At 71.4% G+C, this 21,643-nt stretch carries 20 protein-coding genes; 18 read left to right on the top strand and 2 right to left on the bottom strand.

From position 1 onward, the window contains the following. Window positions 1–20 precede the first annotated feature (20 nt). The 10 genes from ACFYYJ_RS27415 (at window position 21) to ACFYYJ_RS27460 (ending at window position 11,598) form a co-directional block, all read left to right on the top strand. Window positions 21–767 (top strand): enhanced serine sensitivity protein SseB, encoded by a 747-nt coding sequence (locus tag ACFYYJ_RS27415; RefSeq protein WP_385122286.1) that lies wholly within the window; start codon window positions 21–23, stop codon window positions 765–767. Between the two features lie 61 nt (window positions 768–828). Continuing rightward, window positions 829–1,569: an enhanced serine sensitivity protein SseB C-terminal domain-containing protein gene (locus ACFYYJ_RS27420; RefSeq protein WP_385122288.1), complete on the top strand. Its 741-nt coding sequence runs from the start codon at window positions 829–831 to the stop codon at window positions 1,567–1,569. A 440-nt stretch (window positions 1,570–2,009) separates the two neighbouring features. Further along, a complete protein-coding gene (locus ACFYYJ_RS27425; protein WP_389136269.1) occupies window positions 2,010–3,005 on the top strand; it encodes an ABC transporter permease in 996 nt (331 codons plus the stop codon). 90 nt (window positions 3,006–3,095) lie between these two features. Next, on the top strand, window positions 3,096–4,871 hold the full coding sequence (locus ACFYYJ_RS27430) for an ABC transporter substrate-binding protein (RefSeq protein ID WP_385122290.1): 1,776 nt from the start codon (window positions 3,096–3,098) through the stop codon (window positions 4,869–4,871). 144 nt (window positions 4,872–5,015) lie between these two features. After that, a complete protein-coding gene (locus tag ACFYYJ_RS27435; protein WP_385122292.1) occupies window positions 5,016–6,014 on the top strand; it encodes an ABC transporter permease in 999 nt (332 codons plus the stop codon). Next, window positions 6,011–7,111 (top strand): ABC transporter ATP-binding protein, encoded by a 1,101-nt coding sequence (locus tag ACFYYJ_RS27440; protein ID WP_385365402.1) that lies wholly within the window; start codon window positions 6,011–6,013, stop codon window positions 7,109–7,111. Before ACFYYJ_RS27435 ends, ACFYYJ_RS27440 begins: the two co-directional genes overlap by 4 nt. Further along, window positions 7,108–8,238, top strand: coding sequence for an ABC transporter ATP-binding protein (locus ACFYYJ_RS27445; protein ID WP_389136273.1), 1,131 nt, complete (start codon window positions 7,108–7,110; stop codon window positions 8,236–8,238). Before ACFYYJ_RS27440 ends, ACFYYJ_RS27445 begins: the two co-directional genes overlap by 4 nt. Before the next feature lie 357 nt (window positions 8,239–8,595). Next, window positions 8,596–9,252: a trimeric intracellular cation channel family protein gene (locus ACFYYJ_RS27450; RefSeq protein ID WP_385122298.1), complete on the top strand. Its 657-nt coding sequence runs from the start codon at window positions 8,596–8,598 to the stop codon at window positions 9,250–9,252. Between the two features lie 59 nt (window positions 9,253–9,311). Beyond that, complete coding sequence (locus ACFYYJ_RS27455; RefSeq protein ID WP_389136277.1) at window positions 9,312–10,169, top strand: thioesterase family protein; 858 nt, start codon at window positions 9,312–9,314, stop codon at window positions 10,167–10,169. A 265-nt stretch (window positions 10,170–10,434) separates the two neighbouring features. Continuing rightward, complete coding sequence (locus tag ACFYYJ_RS27460) at window positions 10,435–11,598, top strand: cysteine desulfurase family protein (protein WP_385122303.1); 1,164 nt, start codon at window positions 10,435–10,437, stop codon at window positions 11,596–11,598. Window positions 11,599–11,609: 11 nt separating this feature from the next. On the opposite strand, the gene ACFYYJ_RS27465 is transcribed toward ACFYYJ_RS27460, so the two are convergent. Beyond that, complete coding sequence (locus ACFYYJ_RS27465) at window positions 11,610–12,269, bottom strand: N-acetylmuramoyl-L-alanine amidase (RefSeq protein ID WP_389136281.1); 660 nt, start codon at window positions 12,267–12,269, stop codon at window positions 11,610–11,612. 68 nt (window positions 12,270–12,337) lie between these two features. Here ACFYYJ_RS27465 and mnmA point away from each other — a divergent pair, with 68 nt between their 5' ends. Beyond that, window positions 12,338–13,474, top strand: coding sequence for a tRNA 2-thiouridine(34) synthase MnmA (gene mnmA / locus ACFYYJ_RS27470; protein ID WP_385122308.1), 1,137 nt, complete (start codon window positions 12,338–12,340; stop codon window positions 13,472–13,474). 107 nt (window positions 13,475–13,581) lie between these two features. Then, window positions 13,582–14,070, top strand: a complete 489-nt coding sequence (locus tag ACFYYJ_RS27475) for a CAP domain-containing protein (RefSeq protein ID WP_389136283.1) — start codon at window positions 13,582–13,584, stop codon at window positions 14,068–14,070. 21 nt (window positions 14,071–14,091) lie between these two features. Here the strand turns inward: ACFYYJ_RS27475 and ACFYYJ_RS27480 are convergent, their stop codons facing one another. After that, complete coding sequence (locus tag ACFYYJ_RS27480) at window positions 14,092–15,015, bottom strand: NADP-dependent oxidoreductase (RefSeq protein WP_389136286.1); 924 nt, start codon at window positions 15,013–15,015, stop codon at window positions 14,092–14,094. 126 nt (window positions 15,016–15,141) lie between these two features. Here ACFYYJ_RS27480 and ACFYYJ_RS27485 point away from each other — a divergent pair, with 126 nt between their 5' ends. The 6 genes from ACFYYJ_RS27485 to ligA are packed head-to-tail and all read left to right on the top strand — an operon-like array spanning window position 15,142 to window position 21,472. Further along, window positions 15,142–16,200 carry a GlxA family transcriptional regulator gene (locus ACFYYJ_RS27485; RefSeq protein ID WP_385122315.1) on the top strand — a complete coding sequence of 353 codons (1,059 nt, stop codon included), beginning with the start codon at window positions 15,142–15,144 and terminating at the stop codon, window positions 16,198–16,200. Window positions 16,201–16,251: 51 nt separating this feature from the next. After that, window positions 16,252–16,596 carry a DUF1330 domain-containing protein gene (locus ACFYYJ_RS27490; RefSeq protein ID WP_385122318.1) on the top strand — a complete coding sequence of 115 codons (345 nt, stop codon included), beginning with the start codon at window positions 16,252–16,254 and terminating at the stop codon, window positions 16,594–16,596. 2 nt (window positions 16,597–16,598) lie between these two features. Next, on the top strand, window positions 16,599–17,543 hold the full coding sequence (locus ACFYYJ_RS27495) for a hypothetical protein (RefSeq protein WP_385122320.1): 945 nt from the start codon (window positions 16,599–16,601) through the stop codon (window positions 17,541–17,543). A gap of 30 nt (window positions 17,544–17,573) precedes the next feature. Then, on the top strand, window positions 17,574–18,263 hold the full coding sequence (locus tag ACFYYJ_RS27500) for an SDR family oxidoreductase (RefSeq protein WP_384753623.1): 690 nt from the start codon (window positions 17,574–17,576) through the stop codon (window positions 18,261–18,263). Further along, complete coding sequence (locus ACFYYJ_RS27505) at window positions 18,260–19,243, top strand: methionine synthase (protein ID WP_385122322.1); 984 nt, start codon at window positions 18,260–18,262, stop codon at window positions 19,241–19,243. Before ACFYYJ_RS27500 ends, ACFYYJ_RS27505 begins: the two co-directional genes overlap by 4 nt. A 30-nt stretch (window positions 19,244–19,273) precedes the next feature. Beyond that, a complete protein-coding gene (gene ligA / locus ACFYYJ_RS27510) occupies window positions 19,274–21,472 on the top strand; it encodes an NAD-dependent DNA ligase LigA (protein ID WP_385122323.1) in 2,199 nt (732 codons plus the stop codon). Window positions 21,473–21,643 lie beyond the last annotated feature (171 nt).

Raw genomic sequence — 21,643 nt, forward strand, 5'->3', positions numbered from 1 at the left:
GGGATCACGGAGGCACGTACATGCACAGCGGCGGCGGCTGGCCGGGGAATGAGCTGGAGCAGGTGCTCGGGGCGGCGCTCGGGCAGCCGGACGCCGGCGGGCGGATCCTGGAGGTGCTCGGGCGGAGCCAGGTGTGGGTGCCGCTGCCCGCCGGCGCCGGGACCGAGCAGGGCGGCGCCGAGGGGCTGACCCTGCCCACCATGGACATCGGCGGCGCCGCGTACGTCCCCGTGTACAGCTCGGAGGCCCAGTTCCTCGCCTGCGTCGGCCCCGGCATGGACTTCACCGTGGCCCCCGCCGTCGAGTTCGCCCGCGGCCTGCCCCCGCAGCTCGGCATCGCGCTCAACCCCGAGGGCGCCGTCGGCGTCCCCCTCCCCCCGCCCGCCGTCGCGGAGCTCTGCCGCAGTGGCCGGACCCCCCTCGACGGCCCCGCCGGCGGCGGCCGCGTCCGGCTCTACGAGCCCGACTGGCAGGAGGACCCGGTGGACTTCCTGACCGCCGCCGCGGAGGAGTTCCGGGCGGCCGGCGTGGTCTCCGCCGCCTACCGCTGCCTCGCGAGCATCGAGGGGGGCGAGCCGCAACTGTTCATCGGTGTCCGACTGGTGGGATGGGAGCCCGAGACCCGGAACGTCCCGATGGACGCCCTCGGCCGGGCCCTGACCCGCGTACCGCCGCCCTGGCCCGTGCAGTTGATCCTGCTGGACGCCGCCGAGGACCCGGTCACGGACTGGATTCGTGAGCGCGTACGCCCCTTCTACCTCCCGTAGGGCGGCTTAAGCTGTTCTCGGGTTGACGTCGGGCGGAAGAAGAGACGAAGAGGGGTACCGGGTGAGTGCGTCAGGCACGGCCGCGGCCGGGCAGGTCGAGCACATGCTGCGCCAGGTGACTCCCGGGCGCTACGAAAGCTACGAGTCGCTCCTGCACGCCCTCGCCGAGGGCCGGCTGTGGATGCTGCTGTGGCAGGGGCAGCCGGGTTCACCGGACGCCCAGTACGGCGGCATGGAGGTCGAGGGGCTGGGCTACGCGCCCTGCGTGACCTCCCCGCAGGAACTGGCCGCCAGCGGCTGGGGCCGGGGCTACGAGATCGTCACGGGCCGGGACATCGCCCGCGCGCTCTATCCCGACCGCTGGGGACTGTGGCTCAACCCGCACGCCCAGGGCGGCGGCGTCGGCATCCCGTGGGCGGACCTGCGCCGCATCGCCACCGGGCTGGACCGGATGCCGGCCGGCCCGCTGCGGCTGTCCGAGCCCGCGATCGAGCTGCCGCAGTTCTACGGGCTGCTGACCCAGCACGCCCACCGGACGCCCACCGTCCGCTCGCTGCGCCGCGCCTGGGTCCAGCCCGCGCTCGGTTCCCCGTACCTCGCGGTCGGGCTCGACCTGTACGACGCCTCCGCGCCCGCGCTGGAGTCCGTGCGGGAGATGATGCGCCAGTCCGTCGGCGTCGTGCCCGAGGGCGTACCCGTGTGCACGGTGGCGCTCGCGGACGAACACGACCCCGTCGCGATGTGGCTGCGCGCGCAGACCCGCCCGTTCTACGACCGCGAGGGCCAGGCACCCGCTTACTGACGGGTGGACACCCCACACTTCCGAACATCCGCATATTGAGACATCCGTCTCGAAGGCCGCACCGATCCCATCGGTGCGGCCTTCGTCATATGGGCCGAATCGGCCCAAGATCCCTGCCCGAAATGGCAGTTGGGCGGGATGTCCGTTCCGCGCCGAACGGGCGGAGTTTCACCGCTCAACAGACCTTGCCGTTCGGATAACGGAAGGTGTAGCCGCAGATCACGGTTGCGCATCACATCCCCGACGGGTCTGGCGGCCGATCGAGACACCGTTGAAGACTCCCCCCACCGAAGGCAGGTCAGTCCCGCAACCACCAGCTCTTCACGTGCACTTCAGGCGCATTTCGCGCCAATCGCACCATCAGCGACGCCGATAGAACCAAGCCGCCACAGCGGCGGGCATGGGCCGGCCACAGTCGGCCGAGAGGGGTCCCCACCACGATGACGGCACCACTGCACGACACCAGCGCGGCCGAGCCCGCAGCCGTGGCCGCCCCGGAAGTTCCGCAGAAGGCGATCGAGGGGCGCTCGCCGTGGCGGATCGCCTGGCTGCGCCTCAAGCGCGACAAGGTCGCCCTGGCCGGCGGTGTCGTCGTGCTCCTGCTGATCCTCGTCGCGATCTTCGCGCCGCTGATCGTCAAGGCCTTCGGCCACCCGCCGGAGGAGCTGCACGAGGACCTGCTGGACCCGCTGCTCGGCCTGCCGGCCGGGGACTGGGGCGGCATGAACGGCGACTTCCTGCTGGGCATCGAGCCGGTCAACGGCCGCGACGTCTTCAGCCGGATCGTCTACGGCGCCCGGATCTCGCTGCTGGTGGCCTTCCTGTCCGCCTTCGTGGCGGTCTCGCTGGGCACCGTCTTCGGCGTCATCGCCGGATACTTCGGCGGTTGGGTCGACGCGGCCATCAGCCGCGTCATGGACCTGCTGCTGGCCTTCCCGCAGCTGCTCTTCATCATCGCGCTGATCTCGGTGGTCCCCAGCAAGCTGTGGGGCTTCGAGGGATCGGGTCTGCGCATCGCGGTGCTGGTGCTCGTCATCGGCTTCTTCGGGTGGCCGTACATCGGCCGCATCGTCCGCGGGCAGACCCTGTCGCTGCGCGAACGCGAGTACGTCGAAGCGGCCAGGAGCCTCGGCGCCGGCCGCGGGTACATCCTCTTCCGCGAACTGCTTCCGAACCTGGTGGCGCCCATCACCGTCTACTCGACGCTGATGATCCCCACCAACGTGCTGACCGAGGCCGCCCTGAGCTTCCTCGGAGTCGGCGTCAAGCCGCCCACGCCGTCCTGGGGAGAGACCCTCTCCACGGCAGTGCGGACCTACGAGGACGATCCGCTCTTCATGATCTTCCCCGGCGTAGCGATCTTCATCACCGTGCTGGCCTTCAACCTCTTCGGCGACGGCGTCCGTGACGCCCTCGACCCGAAGGGTTCCCGCTAGCAGCCGCAGGGCGCACACCAGATCCCGGCTTCGAGTTTCGAGCCGTAAGTAACCAGTACACCGGAACTACAACGGAGGGTTGCGAGCATCGTGACTACCCATCGCACGTCGAAGCGCAGGCTTGCCGCTGGCACGGCCGTCGTGCTCGCGGCCATGCTCACCGCCACCGCCTGTGGCGGCAGCGACAAGAAGGACGACAAGCCCGCCGGCGCCGCAGGATTCAACTCGGGCATAGGCAAGATCGCCAACGCGTCGGACAAGAAGGGTGGCGAGCTCAAGTTCGTCGGCACCCAGGAAGCCGACTCGTGGGACCCGCAGCGCGGTTACTACGGCTTCATGTGGGACTTCTCCCGCTACTACGCGCGTCAGCTGGTCAGCTACAAGGCGGCCCCGGGTGAGCAGAGCACCGAGCTCGTGCCCGACCTGGCCACCGCCAAGGCCGAGATCAGCGACGGCGGCAAGACCTACAAGTACACCCTGAAGGACAACGTGACCTGGGAGGACGGCTCGCCCGTCACCGCCCAGGACGTCAAGTACGGCATCGAGCGCACCTGGGCCCAGGACGTCATCTCCGGCGGCCCGGTCTACCTGATGCAGGTCCTCGACCCGAAGACCGAGTACCAGGGCCCGTACAAGGACACCGCCCCGGACAAGCTCGGCCTCAAGGCCATCGAGACCCCGGACGCGAAGACCATCATCTTCAAGCTCCCGGCGCCCAACGGTGACTTCGAGCAGATGCTGGCCATGCCGGCGGCGAGCCCGGTCAAGCAGGAGAAGGACACGGCGGCCAAGTACGGCCTGAAGCCCTTCTCCAATGGCCCGTACAAGATCGACTCGTACGAGCCCAACAAGAGCATGAAGCTCTCGCGCAACGACAAGTGGAAGCCCGAGTCGGACACCATCCGCAAGGCGCTCCCGGACTCCATCTCGGTCACGTTCATGGCGAACGCGGACGACATGGACAAGCGCCTGATGAACGGCGAGTTCGACCTGGACATCAACGCGACCGGCATCGGCCAGGCGGCCCGCGCCACCGCGCTGAAGGACCACAAGGACAACCTGGACAACGGCCAGACCGGCTTCATCCGGTACGCCGTCATGCCGACGACCGTCGCGCCGTTCGACAACGTCGAGTGCCGCAAGGCCGTCATCTACGCGGCTGACCACAAGTCCCTGCAGACCGCCCGCGGCGGCCCGCAGGCCGGTGGCGACATCGCCCCGAACATGCTCCCCGCCGGCATCAAGGGCTCCGACCCGTCGTACGACCCGTACGGTGTCCTGAAGAACGACGGCAAGCCGGACGCGGAGAAGGCCAAGGCCGCGCTGAAGGCCTGTGGCAAGGAGTCGGGCTTCAAGACCACGATCGCGGTCCGCAACAACAAGCCGGTCGAGGTCGCCACCGCCGTCTCGCTGCAGAACGCCCTGAAGCAGGTCGGCATCGAGGCCGACGTCGACCAGTTCGACGGTGCCCAGACCTCCGGCATCATCGGTTCGCCGAAGGTCGTCAAGGAGAAGAACTACGGCATCATCATCATGGGCTGGGGCGCCGACTTCCCGACCGGTCAGGGCTTCTCGCAGCCGCTGGTCGACGGCCGCTTCATCCTGCAGAGCGGTAACAACAACTTCTCCGAGCTGAACGACCCGGCGATCAACAAGCTGTTCGACGACGCCATCGCGGAGACGGACCCGGCCAAGGCCGGCGACATCTACAAGCAGATGAACCAGAAGGTCTCCGAGGCCGCGGTCTACCTTCCCTTCGTCTACGACAAGACGATCACCTGGCGCTCCACCCGTCTGACGAACGCCTACACCTCGGACGCCTACAACGGTCGCTACGACTACGCGTCCCTCGGCGTCACCAAGTAACACCCGTCAGACCAGGCTCAGTTCCAGTTTCCAGTGTTCCAGTGCCACACCCGCTAGGCACGAAGGGCAGGTGATGGCCGCGGTTTCGGCTTGGGGGCGCTCTCCAGAAGGGGGCGCCCCCGGGCCGCAGCCAGGCCGAGCGCAGTGCTTGCATATCTCACCCGACGGATCTTCGCCGTCATCGTCATGCTGTTGGTCATCACGCTGGTGACCTTCGGAATCTTCTTCCTCTTCCCGAAGCTGATCGGGACCGATCCGGCTCTGTACTTCGTCGGTAAGCAGTCCGACCCCGCCGCGATCGAGGGCATCCGGCAGAAGATGGGTCTCAACGACCCGATCCTCGTCCAGTTCGGCAAGTTCGTCGTCGGGCTGGTGGCGGGTCGTACGTACGCCAACGGCTCCGACGTCACGCAATGCGCCGCGCCCTGCTTCGGCTACTCCTTCAAGACCGAGCAGGAGGTCTGGCCGCTGCTGCTGGACTGGCTGCCGGTCACCCTCTCCCTCGCCGCCGGCGCCGTCGTCATCTGGGTCATCGGCGGTGTCGCCACCGGTGTCGTCTCCGCGCTCAAGCGCGGTACGGTCCTGGACCGTTCGGCGATGGGCGTCGCCCTCGCGGGCGTCTCCCTCCCCATCTACTTCACGGGCATGCTCTTCATCGCCTTCTTCTCCGACCAGCTCGGCTGGTTCGGCAGGCCGGAGGCGACCTTCGCCGAGGATCCGGGCAAGTGGTTCAACGGCATGATCCTGCCGTGGGTCTCGCTCGCCTTCCTCTACGCGGCGATGTACGCGCGGCTCACCCGCGCGACCATGCTCGAAGTCCTCAACGAGGACTACATCCGCACCGCCCGCGCCAAGGGCCTGACGGAACCGGTCGTCATCGGCAAGCACGCCATGCGTTCGACGATGACCCCGATCCTGACCGTCCTCGGCCTGGACCTCGGCGCCCTGATGGGCGGCGCGGTGCTCACCGAGTCCACGTTCTCGCTGCACGGCCTCGGCTACAGCGCCGTTCGCGCCATCAGCGACCACGACCTGCCGGTCATCCTCGGCATCACCCTGATCTCCGCCTTCTTCGTCGTCGCGGCGAACCTCATCGTTGACCTCATGTACGCGGTGATCGACCCCCGAGTGAGGCTGTCATGACCGAACTGACCAAGACCGGAGCTCTCAACGAGCCCGTCGGCGGCCCGGGGGAGCCCTCCACCTCCTTCCTCGAGGTCCGCGACCTCAAGGTGCACTTCCCGACCGAGGACGGCCTGGTCAAGTCGGTCGACGGACTCTCCTTCTCGTTGGAGAAGGGCAAGACCCTCGGCATCGTGGGCGAGTCCGGCTCCGGCAAGTCCGTCACCTCGCTGGGCATCATGGGCCTGCACCGCGTGGGCCAGTACGGCCGCCAGCGGGCGCAGATCTCCGGCGAGATCTGGCTCAACGGCAAGGAGCTGCTCTCCGCCGGTGAGGACGAGGTGCGCAGGCTGCGCGGCCGGGAGATCGCGATGATCTTCCAGGACCCGCTGTCCGCGATGCACCCGTACTTCACCATCGGCAAGCAGATCGCCGAGGCCTACCGGGTCCACAACAAGGTCGACAAGAAGGTCGCCCGCACGCGTGCGGTCGAGCTGCTCGACCGCGTGGGCATCCCCGAGCCGCACAAACGGGTCGACAGCTACCCGCACGAGTTCTCCGGCGGCATGCGCCAGCGCGCGATGATCGCGATGGCGCTGGTCAACAACCCCGAACTGCTCATCGCGGACGAGCCGACGACCGCCCTGGACGTCACCGTCCAGGCCCAGATCCTCGACCTCATCCGGGACCTGCAGAAGGAGTTCGGCTCCGCGGTCATCATGATCACGCACGACCTGGGCGTGGTCGCGGAGATGGCCGACGAACTCCTCGTGATGTACGGCGGCCGCTGCGTCGAGCGGGGCACCGCCGAGAAGGTCTTCTACGAGCCCCGTCACCCGTACACCTGGGGCCTGCTGGGCTCGATGCCGCGCATCGACCGCGAGCAGACCGAGCGCCTCATCCCGGTCAAGGGCTCGCCGCCCAGCCTGATCAACATCCCGAGCGGCTGCGCGTTCAACCCCCGCTGCCCGTACGCCGACGTACCCAAGGGCAACGTGACCCGCACGGTCCGGCCGGAGCTGGTCGAGGAGGACGGCAGCCGCCACTGGTCCGCCTGCCACATGTCGGCGGAGGAGCGGACCCGGATCTGGACCGAAGAGATTGCGCCGAAGCTGTGACCGACACGCCTGACAAGAAGAAGACGGCCACCGCGTCCATCCCGGCGCAGGCCACCGACTCTCCCGACGCCGTCGCCACCCCCGAGGTGCTGCTCAAGGTCACCGGGCTCACGAAGCACTTCCCGATCACCAAGGGACTGCTGCGCAGGCAGGCCGGCGCGGTCAAGGCCGTCGACGGCATCGACTTCGACGTCCGGCGCGGCGAGACCCTCGGTGTCGTGGGCGAGTCCGGTTGCGGCAAGTCCACCATGGGTCGGCTGATCACGCGACTGCTCGAACCGACCGGCGGCACGGTCGAGTTCGAGGGCAAGGACATCACGCACCTGGGCGTGGCGGGCATGCGCCCGATGCGCCGCGACGTGCAGATGATCTTCCAGGACCCGTACGGCTCGCTGAACCCGCGCCACACGGTGGGCACCATCGTCAGCGCGCCGTTCAAGCTCCAGGGGGTCACCCCGGAGGGCGGCCTCAAGGCGGAGGTCCAGCGCCTCCTCTCCCTGGTGGGCCTCAACCCCGAGCACTACAACCGCTACCCGCACGAGTTCTCCGGCGGCCAGCGCCAGCGCATCGGCATCGCCCGCGCGCTGGCCCTGAAGCCGAAGCTGGTCGTGGCCGACGAGCCCGTCTCGGCCCTGGACGTCTCCATCCAGGCCCAGGTGGTCAACCTGCTGGACGACCTCCAGGAGGAGCTCGGCCTCACGTACGTGATCATCGCGCACGACCTGTCGGTCATCCGGCACGTGTCGGACCGCATCGCGGTGATGTACCTCGGCAAGATCGTCGAGCTGGCCGACAACAAGTCGCTGTACGACGCGCCGATGCACCCGTACACGACGGCCCTGATGTCGGCGGTGCCGGTCCCGGACCCGCGCCGGCGCGGTGCGAAGAGCGGCCGCATCCTGCTCAAGGGCGACGTGCCGTCGCCGATCTCGCCGCCGAGCGGCTGCCGCTTCCACACGCGGTGCTGGAAGGCGACGCAGATCTGCACGACGCAGGAGCCGCCGCTGGTGGCCCTGAAGACGGGCCACCAGGTGGCCTGCCACCACCCGGAGAACGCCCCCGACCAGGCCCCGGGCGACAAGCCCCTGCCGGGAGCGGCCGACGCGGTGGACACGGTCTCGGAGTAGCGGCCGAACCCTGGCGGGGCCGGGTAACCCCCGACCCCGCCGGGCCCGCTGCGCGGTGCCCCTCCGCCCTGCCGCCCCCGGACTCCGTCGCGGGTTCCGCTGCGCGGTGCGTTTCGGCTCTCGCCGCCACTCCCCTCTGCCTGTGGGTTTCGGCTGCCTCCGGCGGCGCCTCAATCGCCGGCGGGGCTGAAATTGCCCTGCGGGCAATCCAGCCCCGCCGGCGATTGAGGCGCGGGGTCTGGGGCGGAGCCCCAGGGCCGGGTGCAGCCCGGTTCTCCGGCGGAGCCGCCGCCGACGCGGCCCGCCACCCACGGCCCGGGCAACGGGCCGCGCCCCCCGTCGGGCGACAATGGCCCGGTGCCCCACGATCTCTTCCCGGCGGGGATCCAGCATGCCCTGGACCTCGCCGGCATCTTCGTCTTCGCCACCGCCGGCGCCCTGCTCGCAGTTCGCAAGAACTTCGACGTCTTCGGCATCGCGGTCCTCGCCCTCGTCACCGCGCTCGGCGGTGGCCTCTTCCGCGACATCGTCATCGGTGCCGTCCCCCCGGCGGCCTTCGGCGAGCTCAGCTTCTTCATCACCCCGCTCGTCGCCGCCGGCATCGTCTACTTCCTGCACCCCGAGGTCCAGCGGATCAACCGGGCCATCAACGTCTTCGACGCGGCCGGCCTCGGCCTGTTCTGCGTGACGGGCACGACCAAGGCGTACGGCTTCGGCCTCGGCCTCACCGCGTCCGCCGCGCTCGGCGTGGCGACCGCCGTCGGCGGCGGCGTCCTGCGCGACGTGCTCGTCAACGAGGTGCCCTCGCTGCTGCGCGACCGCGAGATGTACGCCGTCCCCGCCCTCGTCGGCGCCTCGATGGTCGCCCTCTGCATCCGCTTCGAGGCCCTCAACGGCGTCACCACCGGCCTGGCGATCGTCACCACGTTCGTCCTGCGGCTCCTCGCGATGCGCTATCACTGGCGGGCCCCGCTGGCCTGGAACCGCCGCTCTTCCGTGGCCGAAGAGCCGTAGCCAAACCGGGCGCCCAGCAAAGCTACCGCTTAGTAGCAAGCCGGTGTACCGTCGTTTACATGTCACATGCAGCTGCCAAGGCAACCATCGGCGACAGCGAGTTCGACCGCGACACCACCGTCACCGCCCGCGCGGACGAGCCCGGTGTGTACGACGCGGAGCTCTCCGCCGGCTGGACGATCATCACCGCCGTCAACGGCGGCTACCTGCTGGCCCTGGTGGGCCGGGCCCTGTCGGCGGCCCTCCCGCACCCGGACCCGTTCACCGTCTCCGCGCACTACCTGACCTCCTCGGTGCCCGGCCCCGCCGTGATCCGCACGCAGGTCGTCCGCGTCGGCCGCACCCTCTCCACCGGCCAGGCCTCGCTGTTCCAGTACGACGAGAACGGCGCCGAGGTCGAGCGCATCCGCGTCCTCGCCTCCTACGGCGACCTCGCCTCGCTCCCCGAGGACGTCCGCACCACCGCCACCGCGCCCGTGATGCCGGCGTACGAGGACTGCCTCGGCGCCGAGGCCGGCTCGGCCCCGATCCCCGGCAGCTCGGCGATCGTCGACCGGCTCCGGCTGCGCCTGGACCCGGCGACGGCGGGCTGGGCCGTCGGCGCGCCCTCGGGCAAGGGGGAGATGCGGGCCTGGTTCGAGCTGGCCGACGGTCGCGACGCCGATCCGCTGTCCATGCTCCTCGCGGTGGACGCGCTGCCGCCGACCGTCTTCGACCTGGGCCTGATCGGCTGGGCCCCGACGGTGGAACTCACCACCCACATCCGGCGCCGCCCCGCTCCCGGCCCGCTCCGGGTCTCGATCACCACCCGGAACCTGGCCGGCGGCTTCCTGGAGGAGGACGCCGAGATCTGGGACTCCGAGAACCACCTGGTGGCCCAGTCCCGCCAACTGGCCCGAGCCCCGCGCCAGGCGTAGCGGGCCCGGCCCCGACGCCTCCGGCCCGGCCTGGCGCTTCCGGCCTCGCGGGGCCGGGCTCCGAGCCGCGACGGTGAAAATCCGGCCTCGCCGGCGTTTGAGGCGCGGGGTCCGGGGCGGAGCCCCCGGGAAACGGCGAAAGGGCGGGGCGGGGACCGGCTCCGCGCAGCGGCGCCCCGTCAGGTAGCGCAGCCACCCGCACCCGCCCCTCAGGCGGGACCGCCCGGCCGGAGCCTCCCCGGGGGACTCGTAGAATCGGGGGATCATGGCCTACCTCGACCACGCCGCAACCACCCCGATGCTGCCGGAGGCCGCCGCGGCGATGACCGCGCAGTTCTCCGCGACGGGGAACGCGTCCTCCCTCCACGCCGCCGGCCGCCGGGCCCGCCGTACCGTCGAGGAGGCCCGCGAGGCCTTCGCCGAGGCGATCGGCGCACGCCCGAGCGAGGTGGTCTTCACCGCCGGCGGCACCGAGGCCGACAACCTCGCCGTCAAGGGCCTCTACTGGGCCCGGCGCGACGCCGACCCCGCCCGCACCCGGGTCCTCGCCAGCCCCGTCGAGCACCACGCCGTGCTCGACGCCGTCCACTGGCTCGCCGAGCACGAGGGCGCGCAGGTCGAGTACCTGCCCGTGGACCGCTACGGCCGCGTGCACCCCGAGGCCCTCCGCGAAGCCGTCGAGCGCAACCCCGAGGACGTGGCCCTGGCCACCGTCATGTGGGCCAACAACGAGATCGGCACCGTCATGCCGGTCCGCGAACTGGCCGACGTCGCGGGCGAGTACGGGATCCCCCTGCACTCCGACGCCGTCCAGGCCTTCGGGCAGCTCGACGTCCGGTTCGGCGACAGCGGTCTCGCGGCGATGGCCGTCAGCGGCCACAAGATCGGCGGCCCCTACGGCATCGGCGCCCTGCTCCTCGGCCGCGACCAGACCCCGGTGCCCGTCCTGCACGGCGGCGGCCAGGAGCGGCACGTGCGTTCCGGGACCCTCGACGTGCCCGCCATCGCCTCCTTCGCGGTGGCGGCCGTACTCGCCGCCGAACGGCGCGAGCGCTTCGCCGCCGAGATCGGCGCCCTGCGCGACGAACTCGTCTCCGCCGTCCTCGCGGCCGTACCGGACGCCGTCCTCGGGGGCGATCCCGAGGGCCGGCTCCCCGCCAACGCCCACTTCAGCTTCCCCGGCTGCGAGGGCGACTCCCTGCTGCTGCTGCTCGACGCCCAGGGCATCGAGTGCTCCACCGGTTCGGCCTGCACCGCCGGCGTGGCCCAGCCCAGCCACGTCCTGCTGGCCACCGGCACCGACCCGAGACTCGCCCGCGGCACCCTGCGCTTCTCCCTGGGCCACACCTCCACCAAGGAGGACGTGGCGGCCCTGGCCGCCGCCATCGGCCCGGCCGTGGAACGCGCCCGCACGGCGGGCCTCAGCTGAGCCCCGGGGACCTACGACGGTATGTGTGACCGCACGAGCGCCATGTACCTGTCCCAGTCCCAGTTCGGGCCGGGGTCCGTGTGGTCGGCGCCCGGGACCTCGGAGTGGCCAAGGACGTGCTTGCGGTCCGCGGGTATGCCGTAGCGGCGGCAGATGTCGGCCGCCAGCACGGCGGACGCCTCGTACATCGCGTCCGTGAAGTCCTTCGGCCGGTCCACGAAGCCGACGTGCTCGATGCCGACGCTGCGCTCGTTCATCGAGCGGTTGCCCGCGTGGAAGGCCACGTCGAGCTCGCGCACCATCTGCTCCACATGGCCGTCCCCGCGCACGATGTAGTGCGCCGACGCCTTGTGCCACGGGTTCTTGAAGGCGTCCACGGAGGACTCGAAGCCGCCCTGCGTGACGTGCACGACGATCCTGTCCACCCGGTAGTCGTCCGGCCGGTCCGCCAGCCGCCAGTTCGCGGGCGAGGCCGCCGTCCAACTCGCGCCCGCGTGGTCGAGCTCGCCCTCCTTGCGCGGCTTGGCCACTCCCGGCACCAGCCACCAGCTCCGGCGGATCTCGTCCCGCCCGGCGATCGCCGCCACCGCGAAGACCCCGAGCCCCCCGAACAGCACCGCCCTGCGGGTCCGGCCCGGCCCCTTCTTCCCCTTGTCCGCCTGCTCGACCATGTGATCCACCCCCCACTGCCGATAACGCGCCGTGACCCCTTGCGGTTCCCCGTACCCTGGACGGTGCTATGACTGAGAACCTGCCGCGCACCGCCCGCCCCCTCCGCGTCCTGGCCGCCATGTCCGGCGGAGTGGACTCCGCCGTCGCCGCCGCCCGCGCGGTCGAAGCCGGGCACGACGTGACCGGCGTCCACCTGGCGCTCTCCGCGAACCCACAGTCCTTCCGGACCGGTGCCCGCGGCTGCTGCACCATCGAGGACTCCCGCGACGCCCGTCGCGCGGCCGACGTCATCGGCATCCCCTTCTACTGCTGGGACCTCGCCGACCGCTTCCGCGAGGACGTGGTGGAGGACTTCATCTCCGAGTACGAGGCCGGGCGCACTCCCAACCCCTGCCTGCGCTGCAACGAGAAGATCAAGTTCGCGGCGCTGCTCGACAAGGCCCTCGCCCTCGGCTTCGACGCCGTCTGCACCGGCCACTACGCGACGATCGTGGAGAACGAGGACGGCACGCGCGAGATGCACCGCGCCTCCGACATCGCCAAGGACCAGTCGTACGTCCTCGGCGTCCTCGACGAGAAGCAGCTGGCCCACGCCCTCTTCCCGCTCGGCGACACGGTCACCACCAAGGACGAGATCCGCGCCGAGGCCGAGCGCCGCGGCCTCGCCGTGGCGAAGAAGCCCGACAGCCACGACATCTGCTTCATCGCCGACGGCGACACCCAGGGCTTCCTCGCGAAGCGCCTCGGCAAGGCCGAGGGCGACATCGTCGACGAGGCGACCGGCGAGAAGGTCGGCACCCACGACGGCGCCTTCGGGTTCACCATCGGCCAGCGCAAGGGCCTGCGCATCGGCCACCCCGCCCCCGACGGCAAGCCGCGCTACGTCCTCGACATCTCCCCGGTGAACAACACCGTCACCGTCGGCCCCGCCGAGGCCCTCGACGTCACCGCCCTGACCGCGATCCGCCCCCGCTGGTGCGGTTCCACGGCCGCCGCCCCGGGCACGTACACCGCCCAGCTGCGCGCCCACGGCGGCGAGACCGAGGTCTTCGCCGAGCTCGTCGACGGCGAACTGCGGGTCTCCTTCACCGAGCCCGTCCGCGGCGTGGCCCCCGGCCAGGCGATCGTGCTGTACGACGGCACCCGCGTGGTCGGCTCCGCCACCATCGCCACGACGCGGCGGGCGGCGACCGCCGCGCTCTGACCTGGCCCTGGTGCGGGTTGCGGGCCGCGCGGCCAGACTCGGAAGTGGGGAATCCGGGGGCGGGAGGGGGCAGGCACCTCCGGGCCGTACCGCCGAGGGGACACCACATGAGCACCTCAACCAGCCGCGTCCGCCGTCTGACCATGGCCGCCTGCGCGGCGTCGCTGCTGTTCAGCGGGGCCGCGGCGGGCGTGGCCGTCGCGGCCGCGCCCGCCACCGTACGGGACTCGAACGCCGACGAGATCGTTTCGCTGGTCAACGCGGAGCGGGCCAAGGCCGGCTGTCAGCCGCTGACCGTGAACGCGCAGCTCACCCAGGCCGCGCAGGGCCACGCCGAGGACATGGCCAAGAACAACCTCAACGGGCACACCGGGTCCGACGGCTCCAACGAGGAGGCCCGGCTCGCCAAGGTCGGCTACCAGTGGAGCGCCTGGGGTGAGAACGTCTCCTCGGGCTTCCCGAACTCCAAGGCGCACGTCGACGGCTGGCTGGCCAGCGCACCCCACAAGGCCGCCATGCTGAACTGCAACTTCACCGAGACGGGCGTCGGAGTCTCCGGCGACCGGGCCGTGCAGATGTTCGGGAGGCCCATGTGACCTCGCCCGAGCCCGGGGCCGTCAGACCACCGTGAGGACGATCTTGCCGGTGGTGCGGCCGAGCTCGCCGATCTCGTGGGCCTTGGCCGCCTCCTCCAGCGGCAGCACCGTCTCGACGAGCGGGCGGAGCAGGCCCTTGTCGGCCAGCGCCGCGATCTCCTCCAGCCCCTTGAGGTCGGGCTCCACCAGCACCCAGGAGGCCTTGACGCCCTGCGGGTCGGCCGGCAGGCCGTCCGGACCGGGCAGGGTGATCAGGTGTCCGCCCGGCTTCAGGACCTTCAGCGAGCGCTGCCCGTGGTCCCCGCCGAGGGCGTCGATCACGACGTCCACGTCCGTGACGGCGTCCTCGAAGTCGGTGGTGCGGTAGTCGATCACCTCGTCGGCGCCGAGGTCCCGGAGCACGTCGTGCTTGCCCGCGCTCGCGGTGCCGATCACGTACGCGCCCCGGGCCTTGGCGATCTGCACGGCCAGGTGGCCGACGCCGCCCGCCGCCGCGTGGACCAGGACCCGCTGCCCGGCCGAGACCCCGGCCGTGTCCACCAGGGCCTGCCATGCGGTCAGCGCCGCCAGCGGCAGCGCGGCCGCCCGTACGTGGTCCAGCGAGGCGGGCTTGCGGGCGAAGTGCCGGGCCGGGCCCACCACGTACTCGGCGTAGCCGCCGGCCTGGCGGGGGAAGCTCGGCATCCCGTACACCTCGTCGCCCGGGGCGTAGAGGGTCACGCCGGGGCCGACCGCCTCCACCGTGCCCGAGACGTCCCAGCCGACGATCGGGACCTCGCCCCAGGTGATCAGGCCCCCGCTGCCCCGCGTCTTCCAGTCGACCGGGTTCACGCCGGCCGCGTGGACGCGCACCAGGATCTCGTTCAGGCCCGGCTCGGGCCGCTCGATCTCCCGCTCGACCAGGGTCTCGGGGCCGCCCCACTCGCTCACGACGATCGCGCGCATGTCTGTTCTCCTCGTTCCGTTCGGCTGTGTCGGCACCGGAGCCTTCCCCGGCGACACGTCCCAGATTGGGGCAGCGCGGCACCCGGCGGTGTTGGCCGAATGGCCACTATGTGACAGGATCTGGCCATGGGTGAAATCGGTGAAATGGGCGAGATGCGTACGGCGGCCACGACCGGCGGACAGGACCGGCACCGGATCGCGGTGCTCGCCCTGCCCGGCTTCCCCCCGTTCGAGCTGGGCATCCCCTCCCGCGTCTTCGGCAGCGCCGTCGACGAGGCCGGCGAGGCCCTGTACGAGGTCGTCGTCTGCACCGCCGACGGGCGGCCCGTGCCCAGCGACTCCGGGTTCACCCTCCAGCCCGCCGCCGGGCCCGAGGCCCTCGCCACCGCCGACACCGTGATCGTCCCGCCCACCCACGCCATGCCCGAGCTGGCCGACGGGGGCCCGCTGCCGCCCGAGGTGGCCGAGGCCATCGCGGGCATCCGCCCCGGCACCCGCCTGGTCTCGATCTGCTCCGGTTCCTACGTGCTCGCCGCCGCCGGACTCCTCGACGGCCGCCCCGCGACGACGCACTGGAACCTCGCCGGCGAGTTCCGTCGGGCCTACCCCCGGGTCCGCATCGACGAGGACGTCCTCTTCGTCGACGACGGCGACGTCCTGACCTCCGCCGGGGTCTCCGCCGGCGTCGACCTGTGCCTGCACCTGATCCGCCGCGACCACGGCGTCGCCGTGACCAACCGCGCCGCCCGCATGTGCGTCGTACCGCCCTGGCGGGACGGCGGCCAGGCCCAGTACATCGACCGGCCCGTCCCGGAGCCCACCGTCGCCACCACGACCGCCACCCGCGCCTGGGCCCTGGACCACCTCGACGAACCACTGACCCTCGGCGAGCTCGCCGCCCACGCCCGGATGAGCCTGCGCACCTTCACCCGGCGCTTCCGCGACGAGGTCGGCATGACCCCGGTCCAGTGGCTCACCGGTCAACGCCTCGAAGCCGCCCGCCACTTGCTGGAGACCACGGACCTCTCCGTCGACCTGGTCGCGCACCGTTCGGGCTTCGGCTCCGGCAACTCCCTGCGCCAGCACATGCGTACCGCCTTCGGCGTTTCCCCGATCGGCTACCGGCGTACCTTCCGGGCCAGGGACATGACCTCGGAGGTCATCGCCACCGCGGCCCTTCCTTGACAAGATCGGATCAACGAGCCGATCAGCCGAGGAACTTGTGGAGGCACTGCCATGACCGCGTACGCCATCGCCCACATACGCCCCGAGACGATGAACGAGGAGATCCTCGACTACATCGAGCGGGTCCAGTCCACCATGGACCCCTTCGAGGGCCGCTTCCTCGTCCACGGCAAGGAGGTCGAGGTCATGGAGGGCCCCTTCCCCGGCACGATCGTCATGATCGGCTTCCCGGACATCGAACGCGCCCGCGCCTGGTACGCCTCCGACGCCTACCAGGAGATCCTCCCGCAGCGCACCCGCCACATCCCGGGCGAGGTCATCCTCGTCGAGGGCGTCCCGGCCGACTACGACGCCGCGAAGTCCGCCGCCGCGATGCGCGAAGCCGCGGGTCTCTGACGGTGGGCAACCGCGCCGTCTTCGTCATCGCCGGGCCCGACGGCCACACCCGCCACCGCTCCTCCTTCGGGGCGGTGGACCTGGCACTCGACCTCCTCGGCGGACCGGAGGCGGCGCTGCCCTTCATGCGCGAGCACGTCCGGGAGGAGGGCTGGTACCCCGACGACATGGTCGAGGCGGGCGTCCTCGCCGACCCGGCCCGCGGGCTCCTGCTGCTCTTCGCCTGGGAGGGGCCGACCGCCTCCCCGCGCACCCGGGCCGCCACCCTGGAGCTGCTGCGGGGCGCCTGGCCCGGGTGGGAGGTGCGCTGGCTCTACGACGGCCAGCGCGGCCTGCGCGCCCACCTCGGCCTCGACCCGGAGGAGGAACCCGCCGGCGTGTACCCGGGCCCGGCGCTGGAGCCGGGCCACGAGGAGATCCTCGACCCCGACCCGATGGTGGCCGTGGTGACCACCGGGGACGGGCGCTGCCACGTACTGGCCGACATCGAGGACCACCCCGTCGAGGAGGGCCCGGCGCTCCTGGACCGGCTCCGCGACGCCCCGGACCACGGGAGCCACCGGCTGGGGGCGGAGGCGGGGATCCACGTCGACGCGCAGCGGCGCCGGGTCGGCTGGTGGCTGAACACGGCCCGGTCCCGTCCGGCCGCCTCGCCCTGGCCCGGCTGGACCGTGGAGTTCTGGGAGGACCGCTGGGAAGAGCACCGGCGGGCCTCCGGCGGCCGCTTCGACCCGCCCGCACCGGACCGCGCCGCCGCGCTGGCCGCCGTACGGGACGAGGCGCTGGAGCGGTGGGCCGGGCCGCGCGGCGACGCACGGGCCCGGCTCGCGGCCGCCCACCCGCACATCACGCTCGGCAGCGCCTTCGCCCCCGCCGTCGCGGCCGAACGGGCCGCCACCGCCCGCGCCGCGATCGAGGCCGCGTACCGAAAGGCCGTCGTGGGCTGACGCGCACCGGCGGGGTGCGAGCATGGCGGTATGGCTACTCACCTGATCACCGGTGCCGGCTCCGGCATCGGCGCCGCCGTCGCCGCCCGGCTGCACGCCCGCGGCGACGACCTCGTCCTGCTCGCCCGCGACGCCGCCCGGGGCAAGCAGCTCGTCGAGCGCTTCCCCGGCGCGCGGGCGCTCGTGGGCGACCTCTCCGACCCCGACCGGCTCTCCTGGGCCTTCTCCAAGCAGGCGATCCCGGAGCGCATCGACTCCCTCCTGCACATCGCCGGCATCGTCGACCTCGGCCCCGTCGGGGAGCTGCGGCCCAAGACCTGGCACCAGCAGCTCAACGTCAACCTGATCGCCCCCGCCGAGGTGACCCGGCTGCTGCTGCCCACCCTGCGCGCCTCCAAGGCCACCGTCGTCTTCGTGAACTCCGGCGCCGGCCTCACCGCCCACGCCGACTGGAGCGCCTACGCCGCCTCCAAGCACGGGCTCAAGGCCCTCGCCGACTCGCTGCGCGCGGAGGAGAAGCCCAACGGCATCCGCGTCACCTCCGTCTACCCCGGACGCACCGCCAGCCCCATGCAGGCCAAGGTGCACTCCCAGGAGGGCAAGGAGTACGACCCCGAGCGCTGGATCGACGCCGAATCGGTGGCGACCACCATCGTCATGGCCGTCGACCTGCCCCGCGACGCCGAGGTCAACGACCTGACCGTCAGGCCCGGACGATGAGCGCGAACGCCACCGGTGTCGGTTCGCTGCCCGGCGGCGACGCCCGCGAGGCCGCCAAGACCGCCACGGGTTCCTTCGAGGAGTTCCCGTACCTCCCCGAACTGCCCGCCCGGGGACCCGGCGCCGACATGATCGGCCGTTCCCTCGGCCTGCTCGTCGACATGTACGCGCACGTCGAGCCCAGCGGCTGGCGGATCAGCGACCGCCCCGGACGCGACACCCGGCGGGCCCGGTCCTGGCTCGGGGAGGACCTCGACGCCCTGGAGGAGTTCACCCAGGGCTACACCGGAAAGCTCAAGGTCCAGGCGGTCGGGCCGTGGACGCTCGCCACCGCCCTGGAGCTGCACGGCGGCGAGGCCATGCTCCAGGACGCCGGCGCCTGCCGTGACCTGGCCGGATCGCTGGCCGAGGGACTGCGCGAGCACCTGGCCGACGTGCGCAAGCGGATCCCCGGGGCGGACGTCGTGCTCCAGGTCGACGAGCCCTCGCTGACGGCCGTACTGCTCGGGCGGGTGCGGTCCGCGAGCGGGTACCGGACCTACCGGGCCGTCGACCGGCAGGTCGTCGAAGGCGCGCTGCGGGACCTCTTCGCCGTGCACGACGGCGAGGTCGTCGTGCACTCCTGCGCGCCCGAAGTCCCCTTCGGGCTGCTGCGCCGAGCCGGCGCCACGGGAGTGTCGTTCGATTTCTCGCTGCTCACCGAGCGCGAGGACGACGCCATCGGGGAGGCCGTCGAAAGCGGCGTGAAACTCTTCGCCGGAGTGGTGCCGGGCACCGACGGCCCGTTGTCGGACCCGGGCGGTAGCGTCATGGGTGTCAGGAAGCTTTGGCGCAGGTTGGGACTGGCCCCGGGGACTCTGGCGGAGTCCGTCGTGGTCACCCCGTCGTGCGGTCTGGCGGGCGCTTCACCCGCCTACGCCCGCGCGGTGCAGGCGCATTGCGTCAGGGCGGCGAGGTCGCTCGCCGACAACCCTGAGTGACGGTCGAGACGGGGCACGGGAGGACACGGCATGGCAGCCGAACAGCAGGGCACGGCAGTACCGGCGGCGGTGCGTGAGCAGCACCAACTGCTGGCCGAGCAGGTCGAGGAGCACCGCTTCCGGTACTACGTGAACGACCAGCCGGTCGTCAGCGACGCCGAGTTCGACGAACTGCTGCGCTCGCTGGAGGCGCTGGAGGAGCAGTACCCCGAGCTGCGCACCCCCGACTCGCCGACCCAGAAGGTGGCCGGGGCGTACGAGACGGACTTCGCCTCGGTCGAGCACCGGGAGCGGATGCTCTCCCTCGACAACGCCTTCGACGACGAGGAACTGTCCGCCTGGGCCGACCGCGTGGCCCGGGACGTGAACACCCCGGACTTCCACTACCTGTGCGAGCTGAAGGTGGACGGCCTCGCCGTCAACCTCACCTATGAGAACGGCCGTCTCACCCGGGCCGCCACCCGCGGCGACGGCCGCACCGGCGAGGACATCACGCCCAACGTCCGCACCATCGCCGACATCCCGGACCGGCTGAAGGGCGACCGGATCCCGGCCCTCGTCGAGATCCGCGGCGAGGTCTACTTCCCGATGGAGAAGTTCGAGGAGCTCAACGCCCGCCTCGTGGAGGCCGAGGGCAAGCCCTTCGCCAACCCGCGCAACGCGGCGGCCGGTTCGCTGCGGCAGAAGGACCCCAAGGTCACCGCGAGCCGCCCGCTGCACATGGTCGTCCACGGCATCGGCGCCCGCGAGGGCTTCGAGATCGAGCGCCAGTCCCAGGCGTACGAACTGCTCCACGAGTGGGGCCTGCCCACCGCCCGGCACAACAGGGTGGTCTCCTCGCTCGCCGAAGTCCGTCATTTCATCGCCCACTTCGGCGAGAACCGGCACTCGGTGGAGCACGAGATCGACGGCGTCGTCGTCAAGCTCGACGAGATCGCCCTCCAGGGCCGGCTCGGCTCCACCGCGCGCGCCCCGCGCTGGGCGATCGCGTGGAAGTACGCCCCCGAAGAGGTCAACACCAAGCTGATCGACATCAAGGTCGGCGTCGGCCGCACCGGTCGCGTCACCCCGTACGCGCAGGTGGAGCCGGTGACGGTGGCCGGCTCCGAGGTGGAGTTCGCGACCCTGCACAACCAGGAGGTCGTCAAGGCCAAGGGCGTGCTCATCGGGGACACCGTCGTCCTGCGCAAGGCGGGCGACGTCATCCCCGAAATCCTCGGCCCCGTCGTCGACCTGCGCGACGGCAGCGAGCGCGCGTTCGTCATGCCGGCCGTCTGCCCCGAGTGCGGGACGGAGCTGCGGCCGATGAAGGAAGGGGACATCGACGTCCGGTGCCCCAACGCGCAGACCTGCCCCGCGCAGCTGCGCGAACGGGTCGCCTACCTGGCCGGGCGCCAGAGTCTGGACATCGAGAACTTCGGCATGGTCGCGGCCGCCGCCCTCACCGGCCCGCTGGAGCCAGCCCGGCCGCCCCTGCTCGACGAGGGTGACCTCTTCAACCTCACGATCGAGGACCTCCTGCCCATCAAGGCGTACGTCCTCGACCCCGACAGCGGACTGCCCAAGCGGGATCCGAAGACCGGCGAGGAGAAGATCGTCACGGTCTTCGCCAACCAGAAGGGCGAGCCGAAGAAGAACGCCCTGGCGATGCTGGAGAACATCGCGGCCGCCAAGGAGCGCCCGCTCGCCCGGTTCATCAACGGCCTGTCGATCCGTCACGTCGGCCCGGTCGCGGCCGAGGCGCTCGCCCGCGAGTTCCGGTCCATCGAGCGCATCGAGCAGGCCACCGAGGAGGAACTCACCGCCACCGACGGGGTCGGCGCGATCATCGCGGCCTCCCTCAAGGAGTGGTTCGCCGTCGACTGGCACCGGGAGATCCTGCGCAAGTGGCGCGAGGCCGGGGTCCGGATGGAGGAGGAAGGTTCCGCCGAGGAGACCGGTCCCCGCCCGCTGGAGGGGCTGACCGTCGTCGTCACCGGCACTTTGCAGAGCCACACCCGGGACGGCGCCAAAGAGGCCCTGCAGAACCTCGGCGCGAAGGTGACCGGATCCGTCTCGAAGAAGACCTCCTTCGTCGTGGTCGGGGACAACCCCGGCTCCAAGTACGACAAGGCCGTGCAGTTGAAGCTCTCCATCCTCGACGACGCCGGTTTCGCGGTACTCCTGGAACAGGGCCCGGACGCGGCACGCGAAGCCGCCCTCCCGGTGGACGGCGGAGCCGCGGAGTAGTAAAGACGGAGTAGCGAAGGCGAACGGATGCATGGCGTGCGGCCGTACGGGCGGGCGCACGCCAGGCGCGAGCCTCGGTGGTAAACGGCTGGTACAAGGCTGGTCGCAGGGCGGTGACCTGTCGGATCATCGGATGGGTGAGCAGGGGGTCCTGGTCCAATCTCACCCGTT

It is taken from the genome of Streptomyces sp. NPDC002467, from assembly GCF_042889825.1.
In the GTDB taxonomy this organism is placed as follows: Bacteria; Actinomycetota; Actinomycetes; order Streptomycetales; family Streptomycetaceae; genus Streptomyces.